We start from the raw sequence: 19,515 nt of genomic DNA on the forward strand, positions 1-19,515 counted from the left end.
ATCACGGCTTGCTTGAGCAGCGCGAGATTCACGCGCTCGCCTGCGCCGTCGTCCGTTGCGTCCTTCGCCACGCGCACCAGCACGAAATTGCCGTCCGAAGGCACGTATTCGAGGCCGAGGCGCTCGAACGCCGTGGTAAGCGTGCGATAGCCCTCGGCGTTGAGCGCCGCGCTGCGCTCGAGGAACGGCGTGTCGCCGAGCGCGGCAATCGCAGCGGCCTGCGCGAGCGTGTTGACGTTGAACGGCTGGCGCAGACGGTTGAGCAGATCGGTCAGTTCCGGCTGGGCGATCGCGAAGCCGATACGCAGGCCGGCGAGTCCGTAGGCTTTCGAGAACGTGCGCGAAACGAGCAGGTTCGGATAGCGGCGCACCCACGCGATCGAGTCATAGCGCTTCTCAGCCGCGAGGTACTCCGTGTACGCCTCGTCGAGCACGACCGCGACATGCGCGGGCACCTTCGCGATAAACGCCTCGAGCGTCGCGCCGTCGACGAACGTGCCGGTCGGGTTGTTCGGGTTCGCCACGAACACGAGACGCGTGTCCTCATCGATCGCCGCCAGCATCGCGTCGAGATGGTGGCCGTAGTGCACGGCCGGCGTCACGATATGGCGCGCGCCGAGGCCCTGGGTCGCGAGTGCGTAGACCGCGAACGAGTACTGCGAATAAACGATCGCCTGACCGCGCTCGACGAACGCATGCGCGGCCATTTCGAGAATGTCGTTGCTGCCGTTGCCGAGCGTGATCCACTCGGGCGGCACGTCGTAGCGCGCGGCCAGCGCAGCCTTCAGCTCGAACGCGTTTGAATCGGGATAGCGGCCCAGTTCGCTCGCGGCCTGCACGATCGCGCGCTGCGCCGATTCGGGCATACCGAGCGGATTCTCGTTCGACGCGAGCTTCACGATGCGCGCTTCGTCGAGTCCAAACTCGCGCGCGACTTCGGAAATCGGTTTGCCGGCGATGTAAGGCGCGATGGCGCGCACATACGAGGGGCCGAATTGCGTGGTCATGCGTCTCTCCAGGGCTCAGGGCGCCGGGCGTACAACGGTCTCTACCGGACGGATCGGAAAGGCGCGCCGCCCGGCATTCTCATGCGGCGGGCGGCGATTGGCGGCGGGCCGCCCGCACCTTCCACGCCTTAGCGTGCGCGCGGATACGAACCAAGGATCTTCAGATACGCGGCTTTCTTGCTGAGTTCGTCGAGCGCGGCGGCCACGGCGGGTTCGTCACGATGACCTTCGAAGTCGATGTAGAAGTAGTACTCCCACGTGCTGCCAAGGCGCGCCGGCCGCGACTCGAATCGCGTCATCGACACGCTGTGGCGCGCGAGCGGCTCGAGCAGCTTGTACACCGCGCCCGGCTCGTTCTTCACCGACACGATCATCGAGGTCTGGTCGCGCCCCGTCGCGCCCGCCGGCTGCTTGCCGATCATGACGAAGCGCGTGCGGTTGTGCGGGTCGTCCTGGATCAGCGCGTTTGCGATCAGGAGACCGTAGTGCGTGGCGGCGCGATCGCCCGCAATCGCGGCGACCGTCGGGTCGGCGGCGGCGAGGCGCGCGGCTTCCGCGTTGCTCGACACGCTCTGACGCTCGAGCTGCGGCGCGTTCGCCGTCAGCCAGTGCTGACACTGTGCAAGCGCCTGCGGATGCGCGCACACGCGCGTAACGCCTTGCAGGTTGCCGCTTTGCGTCATCAGATTGTGCTGAATCGGCAACGCGATTTCGCCGCCGATGACGAGCTGCGTTTCGAGGAACAGGTCGAGCGTGCGCGAAACGGCGCCCTCGGTCGAGTTCTCGACCGGCACGACGCCGAACTCGGCGGCGCCCGCCTCGACCGAGCGGAACACCTCATCGATCGACGGGCACGGCAGGCCTTCGATCGACTGACCGAAGTACTGGTACATCGCCTGTTCGCTATAGGTGCCGACCGGGCCGAGGAACGCAGCCGAAATCGTCTTTTCGAGCGAACGGCTCGCGGCCATGATCTCGCGCCAGATCGCGCTGATGTGATCGTTGCCGAGCGGGCCGTCGCTCATGTTCTGCAGGCGCTCGATCACCTGTTGCTCGCGCTCCGGGCGAAACACCGGCGCGTTGAAGTGCTTCTTGACCTCGCCGACTTCGAGCGCGACCGAGGCGCGCTGGTTCAGGAGCGCGATGAGCTGCGCGTCGATCGCATCGATGCGTTCGCGCAGCGGCTTGAGTTGGGAGTTGAGTTCGTCGTCCATGCGTGAAACCGGCAATCTGAAAGGATGCGCGCGGCGCCGCTTCGCCCGTGAGCGAGGAGCGCTTACGCGTGCTTCGCCTCGAATTCCTTCATGTACTCGACCAGCGCATTCACTGCTTCGAGCGGCACCGCGTTGTAAATCGATGCCCGCATGCCGCCGACGGACTTGTGGCCCTTCAGCTGCAACAGCCCGCGCTCTTTGGCGCCGGCGAGGAAATCTGCGTTACGTGTTTCGTCGGCGAGGAAGAACGGCACGTTCATCCGCGAGCGCGCGCGGCGCTCCACCTTGTTGATATAGAAGCTGCTCGCGTCGATCGTGTCGTAGAGCAGCTTCGCTTTTTCCACATTGCGCGCCTCGATGACTTCGAGACCGCCCTGACGCTTCAACCACTTGAACACGAGCCCGGCGATATAGATCGCGTAGGTCGGCGGCGTGTTGAACATCGAGTTGTTCGCGGCCACGGTCTTCCATTCGAACGCCGAAGGACAGATCGGCATCGAGCGGTCGAGCAGGTCCTCGCGCACGATCACGACCGTCACGCCCGCCATGCCGATGTTCTTCTGCGCGCCGCCGTAAAGCACGCCGTATTTGGCGATGTCCATCGGGCGCGAGAGGATGTGCGACGAGGCGTCGGCCACGAGCGGAATGTCGCCCAGGTCGGGAATCTCGAAGGTCTCGACGCCGTCGATCGTCTCGTTCGTGCACAGGTGCACGTAGGCGGGGTCGCTGGAGAGCTTCCACTCGCTCTTCGGCGGTGAATGCGTGAAGCCGGCCTCGGTGCGGCCCGTGGCGGCGATATGCGCTTCGCCGTACTTGAGCGCTTCCTTCTGCGACTTCTGCGACCAGGAGCCGGTCACGACGAAATCGGCGCGCGGCTTCGAACCGAACAGGTTGAGCGGCACGATCGCGTTTTCGCCGATGCCGCCGCCCTGCAGGAACAGAATCTGGTGACTTGCGGGGACCTGCATCAACTCACGCAGATCGAGCAGCGCCTCGGCGTGGATCTGCATGAATTCCGGGCCGCGATGGCTCATTTCCATCACGCCCATGCCGCTGCCGTGCCAGTCGAGCATTTCGTCAGCGGCCTGACGCAGGACTTCCTCTGGCAACGCTGCCGGCCCGGCTGAGAAGTTGTAGACGCGCATCGTAAAGAGATCCCCGAGGCAGGCGCTGTGGCAAAAACCGCCGGAAAACACGCCAGAAAAAAGAAAATGGCCGCTTGCGCTCATCGCGCAAACGACCATTATCGCATTGTCGCCGGGAACCCGCCACGCACCGCGCGGCAGTGGGCTTCCCGGTCTATGCGGCCGATCCGGCCCCGCGACCGTGCATCATGGCTGCGGACCTGAAGGGCTTAAGTGCCGGGCTCATTTGCCAGGCTTACTTGCCGACCTTGACCGAAGCGACTTCCTTGTCGGCCTGGTCGCGCGTTGCCTTGATCGACTGCGGCATGTACTTCTGCATCAGGCTGTTCACGACGTCGCGGCCAACCTGGTCTTGAACCTGAATGAACTTGCGGCCGGTCGGGCTGCGGTAGAACGTCGTCAGGTCCTTGATTTCCTGCGTGCTGTAGTACTTCGCGTAGGCGTCGTACTGAGCTTGCATGGCGTCCGTCTTGAACGAGTCGGTCGCGAAGACCTGGCCTGCCGAGTCAACCAGCTTCGGCACGGCGTTCTTTTGCAGCGACGGCACGGCAGCTTGCTTCTGCTTGTCCGTCATCGTCTTGTTTTCCGAGAGCGCGTCCGACAGGATGGCCGGGACGAGCTGCTTGGCTTGCATCTGGGCGCTGTTGCCGATTGCGCCGACGAGCTTCTGTGCGTCGATCGCGTCGAGCAGGTCCTTGATCGCGGCTTGCTTGGCCGGATCGACGGGTGCTGCAGCCGCTGCCGGTGCCTGGGGGGCGGGCGCCTGGTTCTGGAGCGCCTGAGCCATGGCAAACGTCGGCACGAGAGCGGCCAGCAACATCACCTGCTTGAATCGTTTTTGCATCATTACTCCCTTTGAGAAATTAATCGATTTGCGCTGCCGCGCGGACTGCGGGGCGCCGCATTGCGTTCTGCGCCCGCTCACCGGTCCGCCCGGCACACCATTCATTTCGCTGACACTAACAAGGTTCGCTGAAACCCACCTTAAAGTCCGCGTAAGCGCATCGATTGAACACGCTTGTGCGGGCCAGGATGACGCATCACTCTTCGCCTTCGCCCGGTTCGCCCTCACCTTCGGCGTCCACTTCTGCGTCCGCTTCGGCGACCTGCTGCAGTCCGGAAAGCTTCGTACCTTCGTCAAGGCTGATGAGTGTAACACCTTGCGTTGCACGGCCCATTTCGCGAATTTCCGACACGCGGGTGCGAATCAAAACGCCCGTGGTGGTGATCAGCATGATCTGCGCTTCGGAGTCGACGAGTGTGGCCGCAACCACCTTGCCGTTGCGCTCCGACGTCTGGATCGCGATCATGCCCTTCGTGCCGCGGCCGTGGCGCGTGTACTCCGTGATCGGGGTGCGCTTGCCATAACCGTTCTCGGTCGCGGTGAGCACCGACTGCTGCTCGTCGCCCGCCACGAGGAGCGCGATGACCTGCTGATTGTCTTCTAGCTGCATGCCGCGCACGCCGCGCGCTTCGCGGCCCATCGGGCGCACGTCGTTCTCGTCGAAGCGCACCGCCTTGCCGGCGTCGGAGAACAGCATGACGTCGTGCTCGCCGTCGGTGATCGCGGCGCCGATCAGATAGTCGCCGTCGTCGAGACCGACCGCAATAATACCCTTGCGCAACGGGCGGCTAAAGGCTTCGAGCGGCGTCTTCTTTACCGTGCCGAGCGCGGTGGCCATGAAAACGAACTTGTCGGCCGAGAATTCCTTGACCGGCAGCACGACCGTGATCTTCTCGCCGTCCTGCAGCGGGAACATGTTGACGATCGGACGGCCGCGCGAGTTGCGCGAACCCTGCGGCACTTCATACACCTTCACCCAGTACACGCGACCGCGATTCGAGAAGCACAGGATGTGATCGTGCGTGTTGGCGATGAAGAGCGTGTCGATCCAGTCGTCGTCCTTCATCGAAGTCGCCTGCTTGCCGCGACCTCCACGCTTTTGGGCACGATATTCCGACAACGGCTGCGATTTCACATAACCCGCGTGCGACATGGTCACGACCATGTCCTGCGGCGTGATCAGGTCTTCGGTGTTGAGCTCCGTGGCGTTCATCTCGATCTTCGAGCGGCGGGCGTCGCCGAATTCGCTCTTGATCGAGGTGAGTTCGTCGGAGATCATGACAGTTACGCGCTCGGGGCGCGCAAGGATGTCGAGCAGGTCGGCGATCTGCGCCATCACTTCACGGTACTCGCCGATGATCTTGTCCTGCTCCAGGCCGGTCAGGCGCTGGAGGCGCATTTGCAGGATTTCCTGCGCCTGCGTGTCGGACAGACGGTAGAGGCCGTCAGCCTGCATACCATATTGCGGGTTCAGCCCTTCCGGACGGTAGGCTTCGCGCCCGCCTGCCGCCGCATTGTCCTGCTCCGCGCGCGTGAGCATCTCGCGCACGAGCGACGAATCCCACGAGCGATTCATCAACTCCTGCTTCGCGATGGGCGGCGTGGGCGCGGCCTTGATGAGCTCGATGAAATCATCGATGTTCGCGAGCGCAACGGCGAGACCTTCCAGCACGTGGCCGCGTTCGCGCGCCTTGCGCAGCTCGTACACCGTACGACGCGTGAGCACTTCGCGGCGATGCGAGAGGAAATGCTCGAGCATTTCCTTCAGGTTCAGCAGCTTCGGCTGGTTGTCCACCAGCGCGACCATGTTCATGCCGAACGTGTCCTGCAGCTGCGTCGCCTTGTACAGATTGTTGAGGATGACCTCGGGCACTTCGCCGCGCTTGAGCTCGATCACGACACGCATGCCGCTCTTGTCCGATTCGTCGCGAATATCGGAGATGCCTTCGAGCTTCTTCTCGTTGACGAGCTCGGCAATGCGTTCGAGCAGCGAACGCTTGTTCACCTGATACGGCAATTCGTCGACGATGATCGCCATGCGTTGACCGCGATCAATTTCCTCGAAGTGCGTAGCCGCGCGCATCACGACGCGGCCGCGGCCGGTGCGATAGCCGTCGCGCACGCCGGCGACGCCATAAATAATGCCGGCGGTCGGGAAATCGGGTGCGGGAATGATCTCGATCAGCTCGTCAATCGTTGCCTGCGGGGTTTTCAGCAGATGCTGGCACGCGTCGACGACTTCGTTGAGATTGTGCGGCGGAATGTTCGTGGCCATGCCGACCGCGATACCCGACGAACCGTTGATGAGCAGGTTCGGGATGCGCGCCGGCAGGATCTGCGGCTCGCTCTCGCTGCCGTCGTAGTTCGGCCCGAAGTCGACCGTTTCCTTGTCGATGTCGGCCAGCAGCTCGTGGCCGATCTTCGCCATGCGGATTTCGGTGTATCGCATGGCGGCGGCGTTGTCGCCATCGATGGAGCCGAAGTTACCCTGGCCGTCGACGAGCATGTAGCGCAGGGAGAAGTTCTGCGCCATCCGCACGATCGTGTCGTAGACAGCCGTGTCGCCGTGGGGGTGGTACTTACCGATTACGTCGCCGACGATACGCGCCGACTTCTTGTAAGCGCGGTTCCAGTCGTTATTCAGCTCGTGCATTGCATAGAGCACGCGCCGGTGAACAGGCTTCAGGCCGTCACGAACATCCGGAAGTGCTCGCCCGACGATCACGCTCATCGCGTAATCGAGATACGAGCGGCGCATTTCCTCCTCGAGGGAGATTGGCAGAGTCTCTTTGGCGAATTGATCCATTATCGATGTCTTATTTGGGCACGCGGTGTGCTAGCGCCTCGCCCCAACTTGTAGAGCGGAGGTCGCCGCAGTCACCACGGGACGCCCAGCTGTCGCATGGACGCCGCGGACGCAGCGCACCACGCGATTCTACCATGCACGACACCCTCGCCCGCCGCCTGCGTATACCTATTAGAGGAGTGAAGCCGAAGGGCTCAAAAGCGCCTTGAGCGTGGCGCAAACGCCGCAGTGCGAACCGGAATCAGATGCATCGCCACTGATTTGGATGACAATGTGTGACGCTCCCGCTACCCAGGCGCAATACCAGGTAAAATTAAGGGAACTTTTTTGTTGCGGGCGTACCACGTTCGACCAGCAGCAGTGAAAGGGGCGGATTTTTTTTATCGTCGGAGGGGAACGATATGGCAAAATGCCAACGCACAAAGTTAGACACTGCTCGAAGTCTACACAACGCAAAGCGTTCCCCACAACTTGCCAATGTTATACTTCGAGCAATGTATGACTTGTCTTCGTCATATGGCTCGCAGTAAACCTGCGGTAATCTCAATTTCGAGAGGAGAAATATGAATAAACTTTCAAAGCTCGCGTTCATTGCAGCTACCGCAGTTGTGGCTGCATCCGCTCAGGCACAATCGGTGCCGGCGTCGCGACAAGCCGTCAATGACAACTGGGTGAATGGTACCGGCGAATACGTGTGGATGAACGGCACGAACGAGCTTTGCTGGCGCGATGCATTCTGGACGCCGGCCACCGCCAACGCCAAGTGCGATGGCGCCCTGGTCGCCCAGGCACCGCAGCCGCCGGTCGCTCCGCCGCCGCCGGCCATCACCAGCCAGAAGATCACGTACCAGGCTGACGCCCTGTTCGACTTCGACAAGGCCATCCTGAAGCCGGCTGGTAAGGAAAAGCTGGACGACCTGGCAAGCAAGATCCAGGCTCTGAACCTCGAAGTCGTCGTCGCGACGGGCTACACCGACCGTATCGGCTCGGTCGCCTACAACGACCGTCTGTCGCTGCGCCGTGCGCAAGCCGTCAAGTCGTACCTCGTCAGCAAGGGCGTTCCGGCAGAGCGTATCTACACGGAAGGCAAGGGCAAGCGCAACCCGGTTACGACGGGCTGCAACCAGAAGAACCGCAAGGCTCTCATCGCCTGCCTCGCACCGGACCGTCGCGTGGAAGTCGAAGTCGTCGGCACGCAAAAGCAGTAATCGCGAGCGCTCGACCGCAAGTCTCAAAAGCCCCGCTTCGGCGGGGCTTTTTTTATCCCGCGCTTTATCCTTCTTTCATTTCGCCTGTCTGCGCGCGGCGTCATCGTTCCGGAAAGCCTGACGGCACGGCGCGGCATTTTGCTGCCCTGTGCACCCGCCTGTATACTCTGGGCTTATTCTTTCCGACCCGTACCGCGCTTCAGGCTGCCACGACATGACGAATGCCGATCCCCACGAGCTGCAGAAATTCAGCGATCTCGCTCATCGCTGGTGGGACCCGAACGCCGAATTCAAGCCGCTGCACGAACTCAACCCCATTCGCCTCGCCTGGATAGACAGCCATGCGCATCTGCCTTCCAGGCGCGTGCTCGACATCGGCTGCGGCGGCGGCATCCTTTCCGAATCGATGGCGGGACTCGGCGCAACCGTAAAAGGCATCGACCTGTCGCGCGAGGCGCTCGGCGTGGCCGACCTGCATAGCCTTGAGAGCGGCGTGACGGTGGACTACGAGCTGATCGCAGCCGAAGCGATCGCCGCGCGCGAACCGGCGTCATTCGACGTCGTGACCTGCATGGAAATGCTCGAACACGTGCCGCAGCCCGCCGAAGTCGTGAAGGCCTGCGCGACGCTAGTGAAGCCTGGCGGCTGGGTGTTCTTTTCGACGCTCAATCGCAACGTGAAGTCGTATCTTCTCGCCGTGATCGGCGCGGAATACATCGCGCAGATGCTGCCCAAGGGCACGCACGACTACGCGCGCTTCATCCGCCCCTCGGAGCTTGCCGCGTTCGTGCGTGACGCCGGCATGCACGTCGCCGAGATCAAGGGCATCACGTATAACCCGCTCACGCGGCACTTCGCGCTATCGAACGACTCCAGCGTCAATTACATGATCGCTTGCCGGCGCGGCGCCTGACGGCTCTTGCGCGAGCGGCGCCGCCGGATCACCCTGCTCCGGCGGCATTCCCTGCACACCGGCGCGCCGCGCCATCGCTTCCAGACATGAATTCACCCACGAACGCCCAACCTGCCGCGGAGAGCGCCGCAGCGCTTGCCGCCTGCGACGCCGTGCTGTTCGACTTCGACGGCACGCTCGCCGATACGGCCCCGGACCTCGCCGCCGCCGTCAACCAGATGCGCCACGCGCGCGGTCTCGTGCCCACGCCGCTCGAGAAGCTGCGTCCGCTCGCTTCGGCGGGCGCACGCGGCCTGATTGGCGGCGCGTTCGGGATCGGCCCCGACGATCGCGAGTTCGCCGCGATGCGCGAGGAGTTTCTCGCCAACTACGAGGCGAATCTGCGCATCGAGACGGCGCTCTTCGCCGGTATCGATGCGGTGCTCGACGACCTCGACGCACGCGGCGTGCGCTGGGGCATCGTGACCAACAAGGTCGCCCGTCTCACCGAGCCGCTCGTGAAACTGATGCATCTGGACACGCGCGCTAGCTGCGTGGTGAGCGGCGATACGACGCCCTATTCCAAGCCGCATCCGGCGCCATTGCTGCACGCGGCCGAGGCGCTCGGCATCGCGCCGCAGCGCGTGGTCTATGTCGGCGACGATCTGCGCGACGTGCAGGCGGGCGCCGCGGCGGGCATGGCGACGATCGCCGCCGCCTACGGCTACTGCGGCAACGACGTACCGCCCTCGCAGTGGGACGCGCAATATGTCGCGGACACCACGGCGGCACTGTTCGCCCTGCTTCAGCACATCGGCAAGGCGGCCTGAGGCGGTGCTACAGCGGCTTTTGATCGCGAAGAGCCCCGCGCGCCCTTGAACCGGGCACGGTTCGCCTCATATGACGAACTATGGGATAATTGTTCCATCCTCTGGGGCCGACCTGGTTTCGACAGGGGTTATGAAGTAATCAGGGCATGCCGAGGACCCGTCACCTCGTTAATCAATGGGAAAAACGTAACTGCAAACGACGATACGTTCGCACTGGCAGCCTAAGGGCCGCCGTCCTCTGCCTGGCTCACTGACGGGCTAGCGTCGCAAGACCGGTAGCAATACCGCCAGAGGTCATTTACGTCAGTTAAGCCTTGGTGGCGTCACGACGCCAAGGTCGAAAATCCAGTGAATCGCCGTAGCGCAGCGTGTTCGTCCGCGTCGCTCCGGTTAAATCAAACGACAGAACTACGCATGTAGAACTGGTTATGGACTGCTTCTGGACGCGGGTTCGATTCCCGCCGGCTCCACCAGATTTTTCCTTTCGTCCACGACGACCGGACTCGAGCCCCGGCGCCGCAAGGCTGTCGGGGCTTTTTGCTTGCTGCAGTCCTCACTCTAGCCAGTCGCACAGAAAAAAACTCGCGACGGCCCGTTCAGGCCTCGCGAGTTTTTCTTTGCTCCACAAGCGGCGCAACTTTCGCGTGCGCCCCGTGATCATCAATTGTCCTGCGGGCACTGCAGATTACAGCCGTTCTGATCACCCAGATCACCACGCTTGCGTGCGGCAGTCGGCTTGCCATGCTGATACTTGGCCGACGGCGCCGAAGCGGCGAACTGCATCTGCGGATGCTCGTTAAACTTGAACTGATCGCTCAGAATACCGCCAGGCACGCCCGGCGAATTCTGCGCAAAGGCAACGTTGAACGTAGCAAACAACACTGCCGCCGTTGCGGCCGCGGCACCAACTTTGAGGACAAATTTCATGGTCGATCGGCGCGACGGGCGCGCATCTGAAACGTGAGAGCGAATACAAACTGAAAGTATCACAAAAAGCGCCTCAGTCTGCAGCATAGTCCGACCATTCCATTGCCTTCTGTTACAACGGCCGCGCCTCGCCCTCGAGCGGCCCGCCCCATGCGGCTTCGAGTTCCAACACGTCGCCGCACGACGCCGGATCGTATCCCTCCAGTTGCGCAACGGATGCGCGGAACCCCGCACCGCGCAGCAAACCGAGCACGGTCGCCAGCGGCTCGTGCGCGAGGTGGCCGCGATCACACGCGAAATAGTAGTCTTCGTCGGCAATTTCAATGAAATCGAGCCCGAAATGGTGCGCCGCCGGCGCAACGCCGAAGCCCACGTCGGCCATTCCGCTCGCCACAAATGCGGCGATCGCCGAATGCGTGAGTTCCGACGACGCATAACCGTTCACGCGCTCAGGATCGACGCCGATGCGCGTGAGCAGCAGATCGATCAGCATGCGCGTGCCCGAGCCCGGTGGCCGGTTCACGAAACGGATATCGCCGCGCGCGAGGTCGGCGAGACCTGTGATCTGCTTTGGGTTGCCGCGCCCGACGAAGAGTCCCTGCTTGCGCTGCGTGAGATGGATGAGCACGTGCCGCTGCGGGTCGAGCCAGCTCCGGTAGGCGTTGGCGCAGGCGGCCCGAAAATCGCCGCGCGGTAGATGAAAGCCGGCAAGATCGCATTCGCCGCGCGCGAGCGCCGTGATCGCATCGACGCTGTCGCGGTACTTGATCTCCACGGGCACGTGGTCGGCGACGAGCGCCGTCACGAGCGCCGCCACCGCGTAGCCGTGCGAAGCATGGATGCGCAGATCCTGAGCGTCGGGCGCGAGCCAGCGGTTCAGGTCGCTCGCCACTTCACTGGCCAGCGCCTCGAGGTTGCCCTGCAGCCGCTCCCCGCACAGGCGCTGGGAGCGCAGCACAGCCTCGCCCAATTCGGAGAGAACGGACCCGCGGCCACGCGCTTTCGCGATCAACGCGCCCCCCAGGCGCTCCTCGACTTCACGCAAAACGCCCCACGCATGGCGATAGGACAAACCCTTACGCTGCGCGGCCTGCGCAATGCTTCCTTCCTCGGCGACGAGCGCAAGCAACGGCACAACGTCCGTCAGGCTTGCCTCGCGGCCGTCCGCGTCGCGCACGACTAGCTGCGCATGGCACTCGACCTTGATCATTATGAAATTTTCCTTCCTATTGCGTCTGCCTTTCCACGGGCCTATTGTTCGGTCAGACAACAAGACAACCGCAGCATAGATGCACACTTTATGAATAACAAGTGCATATATGCCCAGGAGAAGCCCCATGATGGAAGAGACAGCTGTTAGCGCGCCGGACGATCTCGTCCTGCGTCACGCACAACCAGGCCGCACGCTGCTTGCGATCCTGCATGCGATCCAGGACGAAGTCGGCTTCGTGCCGCCGTCCACGGTCGTGCCGCTCTCGAAGGCGCTGAATCTCTCGCGCGCCGAGGTCCACGGCGTGATCACCTACTATCACCACTTCCGCACTGCGCCGCCCGCGCCGGTCACGGTTCAGCTGTGCCGCGCCGAGGCCTGCCGCAGCATGGGCAGCGAGGCGCTCGCGCAGCACGTCGAGTCGCATACCGGCTGCCGGTTCCGACAGCACGGCCACGACGCCGAACACGCGCACACGCATGAAGGCCCGGTCGCGCTCGAATCCGTCTATTGCCTCGGGCAATGCGCGCTCTCGCCCACCATGATGATTAACGGCACGCTGCACGCAAAAGTGACCCCGCAGAAGTTCGACAAGCTCTACGCAGCAGCGCTCGCGACCGTGCGCACCGAGGAGGCCGCATGACTCGCGTCTACGTTCCCCGTGACTCCTCGGCGCTTGCGCTCGGCGCGGATGCCATCGCCGAGGCCATCGAACGCGAAGCCGCCGCGCGCGGCGCGAGCATCGAACTCGTGCGCAACGGCTCGCGCGGCCTGCTTTATCTCGAACCGCTCGTCGAAATCGAAACGCCCGATGGCCGCGTAGGCTATGCGAACGTCGAACCCGATGAAGTCGGCGCACTCTTCGACGCCGGCTTCCTGCAAGGCGGCCAGCACGCACGCAGCGTCGGCCTCGTCGAGCAAATTCCGTATCTGCGCAAGCAGCAGCGCCTCACGTTCGTGCGCATCGGCATCACCGACCCGCTTTCCACCGACGACTACGTCGCCCACGGCGGCCTCGAAGGATTGCGCAATGCGTTGAAGATGACCGGCGCCGATATCTGCGAAGCGCTGCTCGAGTCGGGCCTGCGCGGCCGCGGCGGCGCGGCGTTCCCGGCCGGCATCAAGTGGCGCACGGTTGCGAACGCGCATGCCGACCAGAAGTACATCGTCTGCAATGCCGACGAAGGCGATTCGGGCACGTTCTCCGACCGCCTCGTCATGGAAAGCGATCCGTACGTGCTCATCGAGGGCATGACGATCGCGGGCATCGCGGTGGGCGCGACCGTGGGCCATATCTACGTGCGCAGCGAGTACCCGCATTCGATCGAAGCGCTCGAAGAAGCCATTCGCCGCGCACGTGCTGCCGGCTGGCTCGGCGACGACGTGCTCGGCAGCGGCAAGCGCTTCGAACTGTTCGTGGCCAAGGGTGCGGGCGCCTACGTATGCGGCGAGGAAACGGCGCTGCTCGAGTCGCTCGAGGGCAAGCGCGGCATCGTGCGCGCCAAGCCGCCGCTGCCCGCGCTCGCCGGCCTGTACGGCAAGCCCACGGTCATCAACAACGTCATCACGCTCGCCACGGTGCCGATCATCTTCGCGAAGGGCGCGGCGTTCTACAAGGACTTCGGCATGGGCCGCTCGCGCGGCACGCTGCCGTTTCAGCTCGCGGGCAATATCGCGCGCGGCGGGCTCGTGGAGCTTGCGTTCGGCGTGACGCTGCGCGAACTGATGGTCGACTACGGCGGCGGCACCGCCAGCGGCCGTCCGGCACGTGCGGTGCAGGTGGGCGGCCCGCTCGGCACCTATCTGCCCGAAAGCCAGTGGGACATTCCCATGGACTACGAAGCGTATGCGGCCGTTGGCGCGGTCGTGGGTCACGGCGGCCTGGTCGTGCACGACGACACGTCGAATCTCGCCGAACTCGCGCAGTACGCGATGGAGTTCTGCACGCTCGAATCGTGCGGCAAGTGCACGCCGTGCCGCATCGGCTCGACGCGCGGCGTCGAGGTGATCGCGAAGATCCGCAAGGGCGACACGTCCGAAAAGCAGGTCACGCTGCTGCGCGACCTGTGCGACACGATGGTGTCCGGCTCGCTGTGCGCGATGGGCGGCATGACGCCCTACCCCGTGATCTCCGCACTCAACCATTTCCCTGAAGATTTCGGTCTCGAACCCGTCGCCCAACAAGCAGGCCAGCAACCGGCGGCCGCCTGAACGAGGAACCACCATGTCCGACACGCTCATGTCCCAAGCCGGTGGTTGCGGTTCCGGCAATTGCGCCTGCAAGTCCCAGGCAAAGAAGCAACGCTCGCCCTTCGACGATACCGATTTCGGCACGCCGCTCGTTCACGCCGACGTGGACGTCACGCTCGAGATCGACGGCCAGTCCGTCACCGTGCCGGCCGGCACGTCGGTGATGCGCGCCTCGATCGAGGCCGGCATCAACGTGCCGAAGCTCTGCGCCACCGACTCGCTCGAACCGTTCGGTTCGTGCCGTCTGTGTCTCGTGGAAATCGAAGGCCGTCGCGGCTATCCCGCTTCGTGCACGACGCCGGTCGAAGCGGGCATGAAGGTGCGCACGCAAAGCAACCAGCTGCGGAAGCTACGCCGCAACGTGATGGAGCTCTACATCTCCGATCACCCGCTCGACTGCCTCACCTGCCCCGCCAATGGCGACTGCGAGCTGCAGGACATGGCCGGCGTGACGGGCCTGCGCGAAGTGCGCTACGGCTTTGACGGCGCGAATCACCTGAAGGACAAGAAGGACGAATCGAATCCGTACTTCACGTATGACCCGTCGAAGTGCATCGTCTGCAATCGTTGCGTGCGCGCCTGTGAAGAGACGCAAGGCACGTTCGCGCTGACCATCGCCGGGCGCGGCTTCGAATCGCGCGTCGCCGCCGGCGCGAGCGAATCGTTCATGGACTCGGAATGCGTGTCGTGCGGCGCCTGCGTCGCCGCGTGCCCGACCGCGACGCTGCAGGAAAAGACCGTCGTGATGCTGGGCCAGGCCGAGCACTCGGTCGTGACGACCTGCGCCTATTGCGGTGTGGGCTGCTCGTTCAAGGCCGAGATGAAGGGCAATGAAGTCGTGCGCATGGTCCCGCACAAGAACGGCCAGGCGAACGAAGGCCATGCCTGCGTGAAGGGCCGCTTCGCATGGGGCTACGCGACGCACAAGGATCGCATCAAGAAGCCGATGATCCGCGCGAAGATCACCGATCCGTGGCGCGAAGTGAGCTGGGACGAAGCGATCAACTACGCCGCGAGCGAGTTCCGCCGCATCCAGGCGAAGCACGGGCGCGATTCGATCGGCGGCATCACGTCGTCGCGCTGCACGAACGAGGAAACCTACCTCGTCCAGAAGCTCGTGCGCGCCGCGTTCGGCAACAACAACGTCGATACCTGCGCACGCGTGTGTCACTCGCCAACGGGCTACGGTCTCAAGACCACGCTCGGCGAATCGGCGGGTACGCAGACCTTCGCTTCGGTCGATCACTCCGACGTGATTATCGTAATCGGCGCGAACCCCACCGACGGCCATCCGGTGTTTGGCTCGCGTCTGAAGCGCCGCGTGCGTCAGGGCGCGAAGCTCATCGTCGTCGATCCGCGCCGCATCGACATCGTCGATACCGCGCACGTGAAGGCCGAGCATCACCTGCAACTGCGCCCGGGCACCAACGTCGCGATGATCAACTCGATCGCGCACGTGATCGTGACCGAAGGGCTCGTCAACGAGTCGTTCGTGGCGGAGCGCTGCGAGACGCGCGCGTTCGAGCAATGGCGCGATTTCGTCTCGCTGCCCGAAAACTCGCCCGAAACGATGGCCGAAGTGACCGGCGTGCCCGCCGAGCAGGTGCGCGCCGCCGCGCGCCTCTATGCGCAGCAAGGCAATTCGGCGATCTACTACGGCCTCGGCGTCACGGAACACGCACAAGGCTCGACGATGGTGATGGGCATCGCCAACCTCGCGATGGCCACGGGCAACATCGGCCGCGAAGGCGTGGGCGTGAATCCGCTGCGCGGCCAGAACAACGTGCAGGGTTCGTGCGATATGGGTTCGTTCCCGCACGAGCTGCCGGGCTACCGCCACGTGGGCGATTCGATCGTGCGCGGCGAGTTCGAGGCGGCCTGGAACGTCGCGCTGCAAAGCGAGCCGGGCCTGCGCATTCCGAACATGTTCGAAGCGGCGCTCGACGGCACCTTCATGGGCCTCTACTGCCAGGGCGAGGACATCGTTCAGTCCGACCCGAACACGCAGCACGTGGCGGCGGCGCTTTCGTCGATGGAATGCATCGTCGTGCAGGACATCTTCCTGAACGAGACGGCGAAGTACGCGCACGTGCTGCTGCCGGGCTCGTCGTTCCTCGAAAAGGACGGCACGTTCACCAACGCCGAGCGCCGCATCTCGCGCGTGCGCAAGGTCATGCCGCCGATCGCCGGCTACTCGGACTGGGAAGTGACGATCCTGCTCTCGCGTGCGCTCGGCTACGAGATGGACTACACGCATCCGTCGCAGATCATGGACGAGATCGCGCGCCTCACGCCAACGTTCCACGGCGTCTCGTACGAGAAGATCGACGAGATGGGCAGCATCCAGTGGCCGTGCAACGAAGATGCGCCCGAAGGCACCCCGATCATGCACATCGACGAGTTCGTGCGCGGCAAGGGCAAATTCGTCATCACGAAGTTCATCGCCTCGCCGGAGAAGGTCACGCGCCGCTTCCCGCTCCTGCTCACGACGGGCCGCATCCTCTCGCAGTACAACGTGGGCGCGCAAACCCGCCGCACCGAGAACTCGCGCTGGCACGAGGAGGACCGCCTCGAGATCCATCCGGTGGACGCCGAAGACCGCGGCATCCGCGACGGCGACTGGGTGGGGATCGAATCGCGCGCGGGCCATACGGTGCTGCGCGCGCAAGTCAGCACGCGCATGCAGCCGGGCGTGGTCTATACGACGTTCCACTTCCCCGAGTCGGGCGCGAACGTCATCACCACGGATGCCTCGGACTGGGCCACGAACTGCCCCGAGTACAAGGTGACGGCCGTGCAGGTCAGCCACGTGCAGCAGCCTTCGGAGTGGCAGCGCGAATACTCGCGCTTCAACACCACCCAGCTCGAGCTGCTCAGCAAGCGCGAACCGCTTACAACCTCAGGGAAATAAAGCGATGAAAGCGGATCACTTGATCGAAATGGCGAACCAGATAGGCATGTTCTTCGACTCGCTGCCCGATCGCGAGGAAGCGCTCACGGGCATCGCGGAGCACATCCGCAAGTTCTGGGAGCCGCGTATGCGCCGCACGCTGCTCGCGGCGCTCGATGGCGAAGGCGAACAAGCGGGCTTCACGGAGATCGTGCTCGCCTCGCTCACGAAGCATCGCGAGGCGCTGACGCCCGCGGCGGCTTGAGCGGGGCCAGCCGGCCCGTCACATGAGACGCACGGCGCCGCGCGGTTCAGACCGCCGGCGCCTGGGCAAAGCCCGCAGCCGCGTACCACGTCTCGCAGTGGCGCAGCAGGGCATTGAGGTCCGACGCGGGACGCCCCCGCGCGCCGATATAGCGCATCAGATAAAACGCGGGCCGCGTGCGCCCGTACGATTCGGTGAGCGTTGCCGCGCGCTCGCCGCCCTCGCCCGCCAGCGGCGTCTCGCCATTGGCGAGATCGGCGATCCACCACACTCGCAGCGCCTGCGGAAACAGCCGCTCGACGGCTTCGGCAAGACGCTTGAGCATTGCGCTCACCTCTGCACCGTTTTTCGCCGCTGCCGCGTCGGCGTCGCCCTCCACCAGCAGGAACAACGAAAAGCACGCTGGGTCGTGCAGATCGAAGATGCGCCCCTTGCCCGGCGCCTTGCCAAGCGGACCGTTCACCACGCGCACGAATGCATCCGGGGCGCGCTCGCCCGCGCGAGGGCCGCCGTCCAGCACGCGCTCGAGCGTGAGCGGGCTGCGGCGGTACTGGATCGACAGCTCGCTCACCGCCTGGCGCGCCGCGTCGCGCAGCGGCCCGAGCGCGACGAGCGCCGGCATCACGCGCTCGCGCAGCAGCTTGAGCGGGCCGTGATCGGCTTCCACCAGTTGCGTCATGAAGCTCGTCTGCTGCAGCACGAGCCGCTCGATCGGATAACGCTCCGCATGATAGGTGTCGAGCAGGCGCTCGGGCGCGCCGCGCGCGTGCACGCGCGCGATCTTCCAGCCCAGATTGAAGGCTTCCTGGATGCCGGTGTTCAAGCCCTGCGCGCCGGCGGGGCTGTGCACGTGTGCGGCGTCGCCGGCAAAGAAGGTGCGCTCGACGCGCAGCTGCCGCACCATGCGGCTGTTCACGCTGAAGTACGAAGCCCAGCTCATGTCCGAGACCGACACCGGATGGTGCACGCGCTGCAGGATGATGTCGCGGCACTCTTCCAGCGTGGGCACGGGGATCGTGCCTTCGGGCGCGGCGGGCAGCATGGCCTTGTGATCGGCAATCAGGCGGTAACGGCCGTGGCCGAACGGAAAGAGCGCGGCGAGACCGTCGCCCGAGGCGAAGATGTGGAACTCGTCGTCGGACCAGGGCGTGCTCGCGCTCAGGTCGGCGAGCAGGAACGACTGCGCCATCGTCTCGCCGTCGAACTTCATGTCGAGGCGATGGCGCACGGTGCTATGCGCGCCGTCGGCGGCGATCACGTAAGCGCAGCGCACCGACTCGACGCGCCCGTCCGGGCGGCGCACTTCCGCGCTCGCGCCGGCCGAGCCCTGGGTGTACTCCAGCAGTTCGCAGCCGCGCTCGATCTCCACGCCGAGCGTCGCGAGATGCCCGCCGAGGATGCGTTCGGTAACCGTCTGTTCAATGAATAGCAGATAGGGATAGCGCGTGAAGAGCGGATCGAAGTCGAGCCGCGCGCGGCGCTGACCGTTCGAATAGAGATTCGCAATATGGGCGCGGTGGCCGAGTTCGAGAAACGGCTCGACGATGCGATGCTGCTCGAACAGCTCGAGCGTGCGCGCCTGAATGCCGATCGCCCGCGAGTGGCGTCCGGGCTGCGGCGCGCGATCGATCAGCCGCACGGGGATATGCGCGCGCGCAAGACTCATCGCGGCGGCGAGCCCGGTGGGTCCCGCGCCCACGATGAGCACGGGCGCGAGAGAAGAAGCCACGGCCATGCAGACCTCCATGCGCTCGACACGATACAAGGGCCTGCTCACATGAACAACAGGCTTGCGAACGCGCCTTGCCGGCTGCAGTGCAAGGAGGGCGGCGCGCCGTTTGGCCGAGCCAATCAAGCGACGCGCGACGCTGCAATGCGGCCGGCAAGGCACGTTCCCCAAACCAACTAATTGCATTACAGGGGCTGGCCACCAGAAGGGCCGATCGCTGCGTCATGCTCCTCACGAATACGTTGAGTATTCGCTTCGTCGCAATCCTTGCGCTCGGCCCTTCTGGTGGCCAGCGCAA

General features: G+C 64.3%; 15 protein-coding genes and 1 other RNA gene. 8 read left to right on the top strand and 8 right to left on the bottom strand.

What is annotated here, in order from left to right:
* The 5 genes from hisC to gyrA all read right to left on the bottom strand — a co-directional run.
* Positions 1-1,007, bottom strand: a 1,007-nt coding sequence (gene hisC / locus AB4Y43_RS18430) for a histidinol-phosphate transaminase (RefSeq protein ID WP_368728473.1), incomplete at its 3' end; no start/stop codon positions are given.
* A 128-nt stretch (positions 1,008-1,135) separates the two neighbouring features.
* The gene (gene pheA / locus AB4Y43_RS18435; protein WP_069262643.1) at positions 1,136-2,221 is read right to left on the bottom strand and encodes a prephenate dehydratase; all 1,086 of its coding nucleotides are present in this window, start codon (positions 2,219-2,221) and stop codon (positions 1,136-1,138) included.
* A 62-nt stretch (positions 2,222-2,283) separates the two neighbouring features.
* Positions 2,284-3,366: a 3-phosphoserine/phosphohydroxythreonine transaminase gene (serC, locus tag AB4Y43_RS18440; RefSeq protein ID WP_069262943.1), complete on the bottom strand. Its 1,083-nt coding sequence runs from the start codon at positions 3,364-3,366 to the stop codon at positions 2,284-2,286.
* A gap of 235 nt (positions 3,367-3,601) precedes the next feature.
* Positions 3,602-4,210, bottom strand: a complete 609-nt coding sequence (locus AB4Y43_RS18445) for a DUF2059 domain-containing protein (RefSeq protein WP_069262944.1) — start codon at positions 4,208-4,210, stop codon at positions 3,602-3,604.
* A 196-nt stretch (positions 4,211-4,406) separates the two neighbouring features.
* Positions 4,407-7,016 (bottom strand): DNA gyrase subunit A, encoded by a 2,610-nt coding sequence (gene gyrA, locus AB4Y43_RS18450; RefSeq protein WP_083245119.1) that lies wholly within the window; start codon positions 7,014-7,016, stop codon positions 4,407-4,409.
* Positions 7,017-7,579: 563 nt separating this feature from the next.
* On the opposite strand from gyrA, the gene ompA reads away from it, so the two are divergent.
* The 4 genes from ompA (at position 7,580) to ssrA (ending at position 10,419) form a co-directional block, all read left to right on the top strand.
* Entirely contained in the window at positions 7,580-8,224 is a 645-nt protein-coding gene (gene ompA, locus AB4Y43_RS18455; RefSeq protein WP_042260999.1) for an outer membrane protein OmpA, read from the top strand.
* A gap of 214 nt (positions 8,225-8,438) precedes the next feature.
* Entirely contained in the window at positions 8,439-9,137 is a 699-nt protein-coding gene (gene ubiG, locus AB4Y43_RS18460; RefSeq protein WP_069262645.1) for a bifunctional 2-polyprenyl-6-hydroxyphenol methylase/3-demethylubiquinol 3-O-methyltransferase UbiG, read from the top strand.
* An 86-nt stretch (positions 9,138-9,223) separates the two neighbouring features.
* On the top strand, positions 9,224-9,946 hold the full coding sequence (locus AB4Y43_RS18465) for an HAD-IA family hydrolase (RefSeq protein ID WP_069262646.1): 723 nt from the start codon (positions 9,224-9,226) through the stop codon (positions 9,944-9,946).
* A 103-nt stretch (positions 9,947-10,049) separates the two neighbouring features.
* Positions 10,050-10,419: a transfer-messenger RNA gene (gene ssrA / locus AB4Y43_RS18470) on the top strand.
* A gap of 187 nt (positions 10,420-10,606) precedes the next feature.
* On the opposite strand, the gene AB4Y43_RS18475 is transcribed toward ssrA, so the two are convergent.
* The gene (locus tag AB4Y43_RS18475; protein ID WP_069262647.1) at positions 10,607-10,873 is read right to left on the bottom strand and encodes a hypothetical protein; all 267 of its coding nucleotides are present in this window, start codon (positions 10,871-10,873) and stop codon (positions 10,607-10,609) included.
* 112 nt (positions 10,874-10,985) lie between these two features.
* The gene (locus AB4Y43_RS18480; RefSeq protein ID WP_368728474.1) at positions 10,986-12,083 is read right to left on the bottom strand and encodes a substrate-binding domain-containing protein; all 1,098 of its coding nucleotides are present in this window, start codon (positions 12,081-12,083) and stop codon (positions 10,986-10,988) included.
* Between the two features lie 130 nt (positions 12,084-12,213).
* On the opposite strand from AB4Y43_RS18480, the gene AB4Y43_RS18485 reads away from it, so the two are divergent.
* The 4 genes from AB4Y43_RS18485 to AB4Y43_RS18500 are packed head-to-tail and all read left to right on the top strand — an operon-like array spanning position 12,214 to position 17,488.
* Positions 12,214-12,726 carry an NAD(P)H-dependent oxidoreductase subunit E gene (locus AB4Y43_RS18485; protein WP_368728519.1) on the top strand — a complete coding sequence of 171 codons (513 nt, stop codon included), beginning with the start codon at positions 12,214-12,216 and terminating at the stop codon, positions 12,724-12,726.
* Positions 12,723-14,294, top strand: coding sequence for a formate dehydrogenase beta subunit (locus AB4Y43_RS18490; protein ID WP_368605534.1), 1,572 nt, complete (start codon positions 12,723-12,725; stop codon positions 14,292-14,294). The genes AB4Y43_RS18485 and AB4Y43_RS18490 overlap by 4 nt, the downstream gene beginning before the upstream one ends.
* A gap of 13 nt (positions 14,295-14,307) precedes the next feature.
* Complete coding sequence (gene fdhF, locus AB4Y43_RS18495) at positions 14,308-17,244, top strand: formate dehydrogenase subunit alpha (RefSeq protein ID WP_368728475.1); 2,937 nt, start codon at positions 14,308-14,310, stop codon at positions 17,242-17,244.
* A 4-nt stretch (positions 17,245-17,248) separates the two neighbouring features.
* A complete protein-coding gene (locus AB4Y43_RS18500; RefSeq protein ID WP_042260984.1) occupies positions 17,249-17,488 on the top strand; it encodes a formate dehydrogenase subunit delta in 240 nt (79 codons plus the stop codon).
* A 46-nt stretch (positions 17,489-17,534) separates the two neighbouring features.
* Here AB4Y43_RS18500 and AB4Y43_RS18505 read toward each other — a convergent pair whose 3' ends face one another.
* Positions 17,535-19,223 (bottom strand): FAD-dependent monooxygenase, encoded by a 1,689-nt coding sequence (locus tag AB4Y43_RS18505; RefSeq protein WP_368728476.1) that lies wholly within the window; start codon positions 19,221-19,223, stop codon positions 17,535-17,537.
* Positions 19,224-19,515 lie beyond the last annotated feature (292 nt).

The organism is Paraburkholderia sp. BR10872 (genome assembly GCF_040965835.1).
GTDB lineage: Bacteria > Pseudomonadota > Gammaproteobacteria > Burkholderiales > Burkholderiaceae > Paraburkholderia > Paraburkholderia nodosa_A.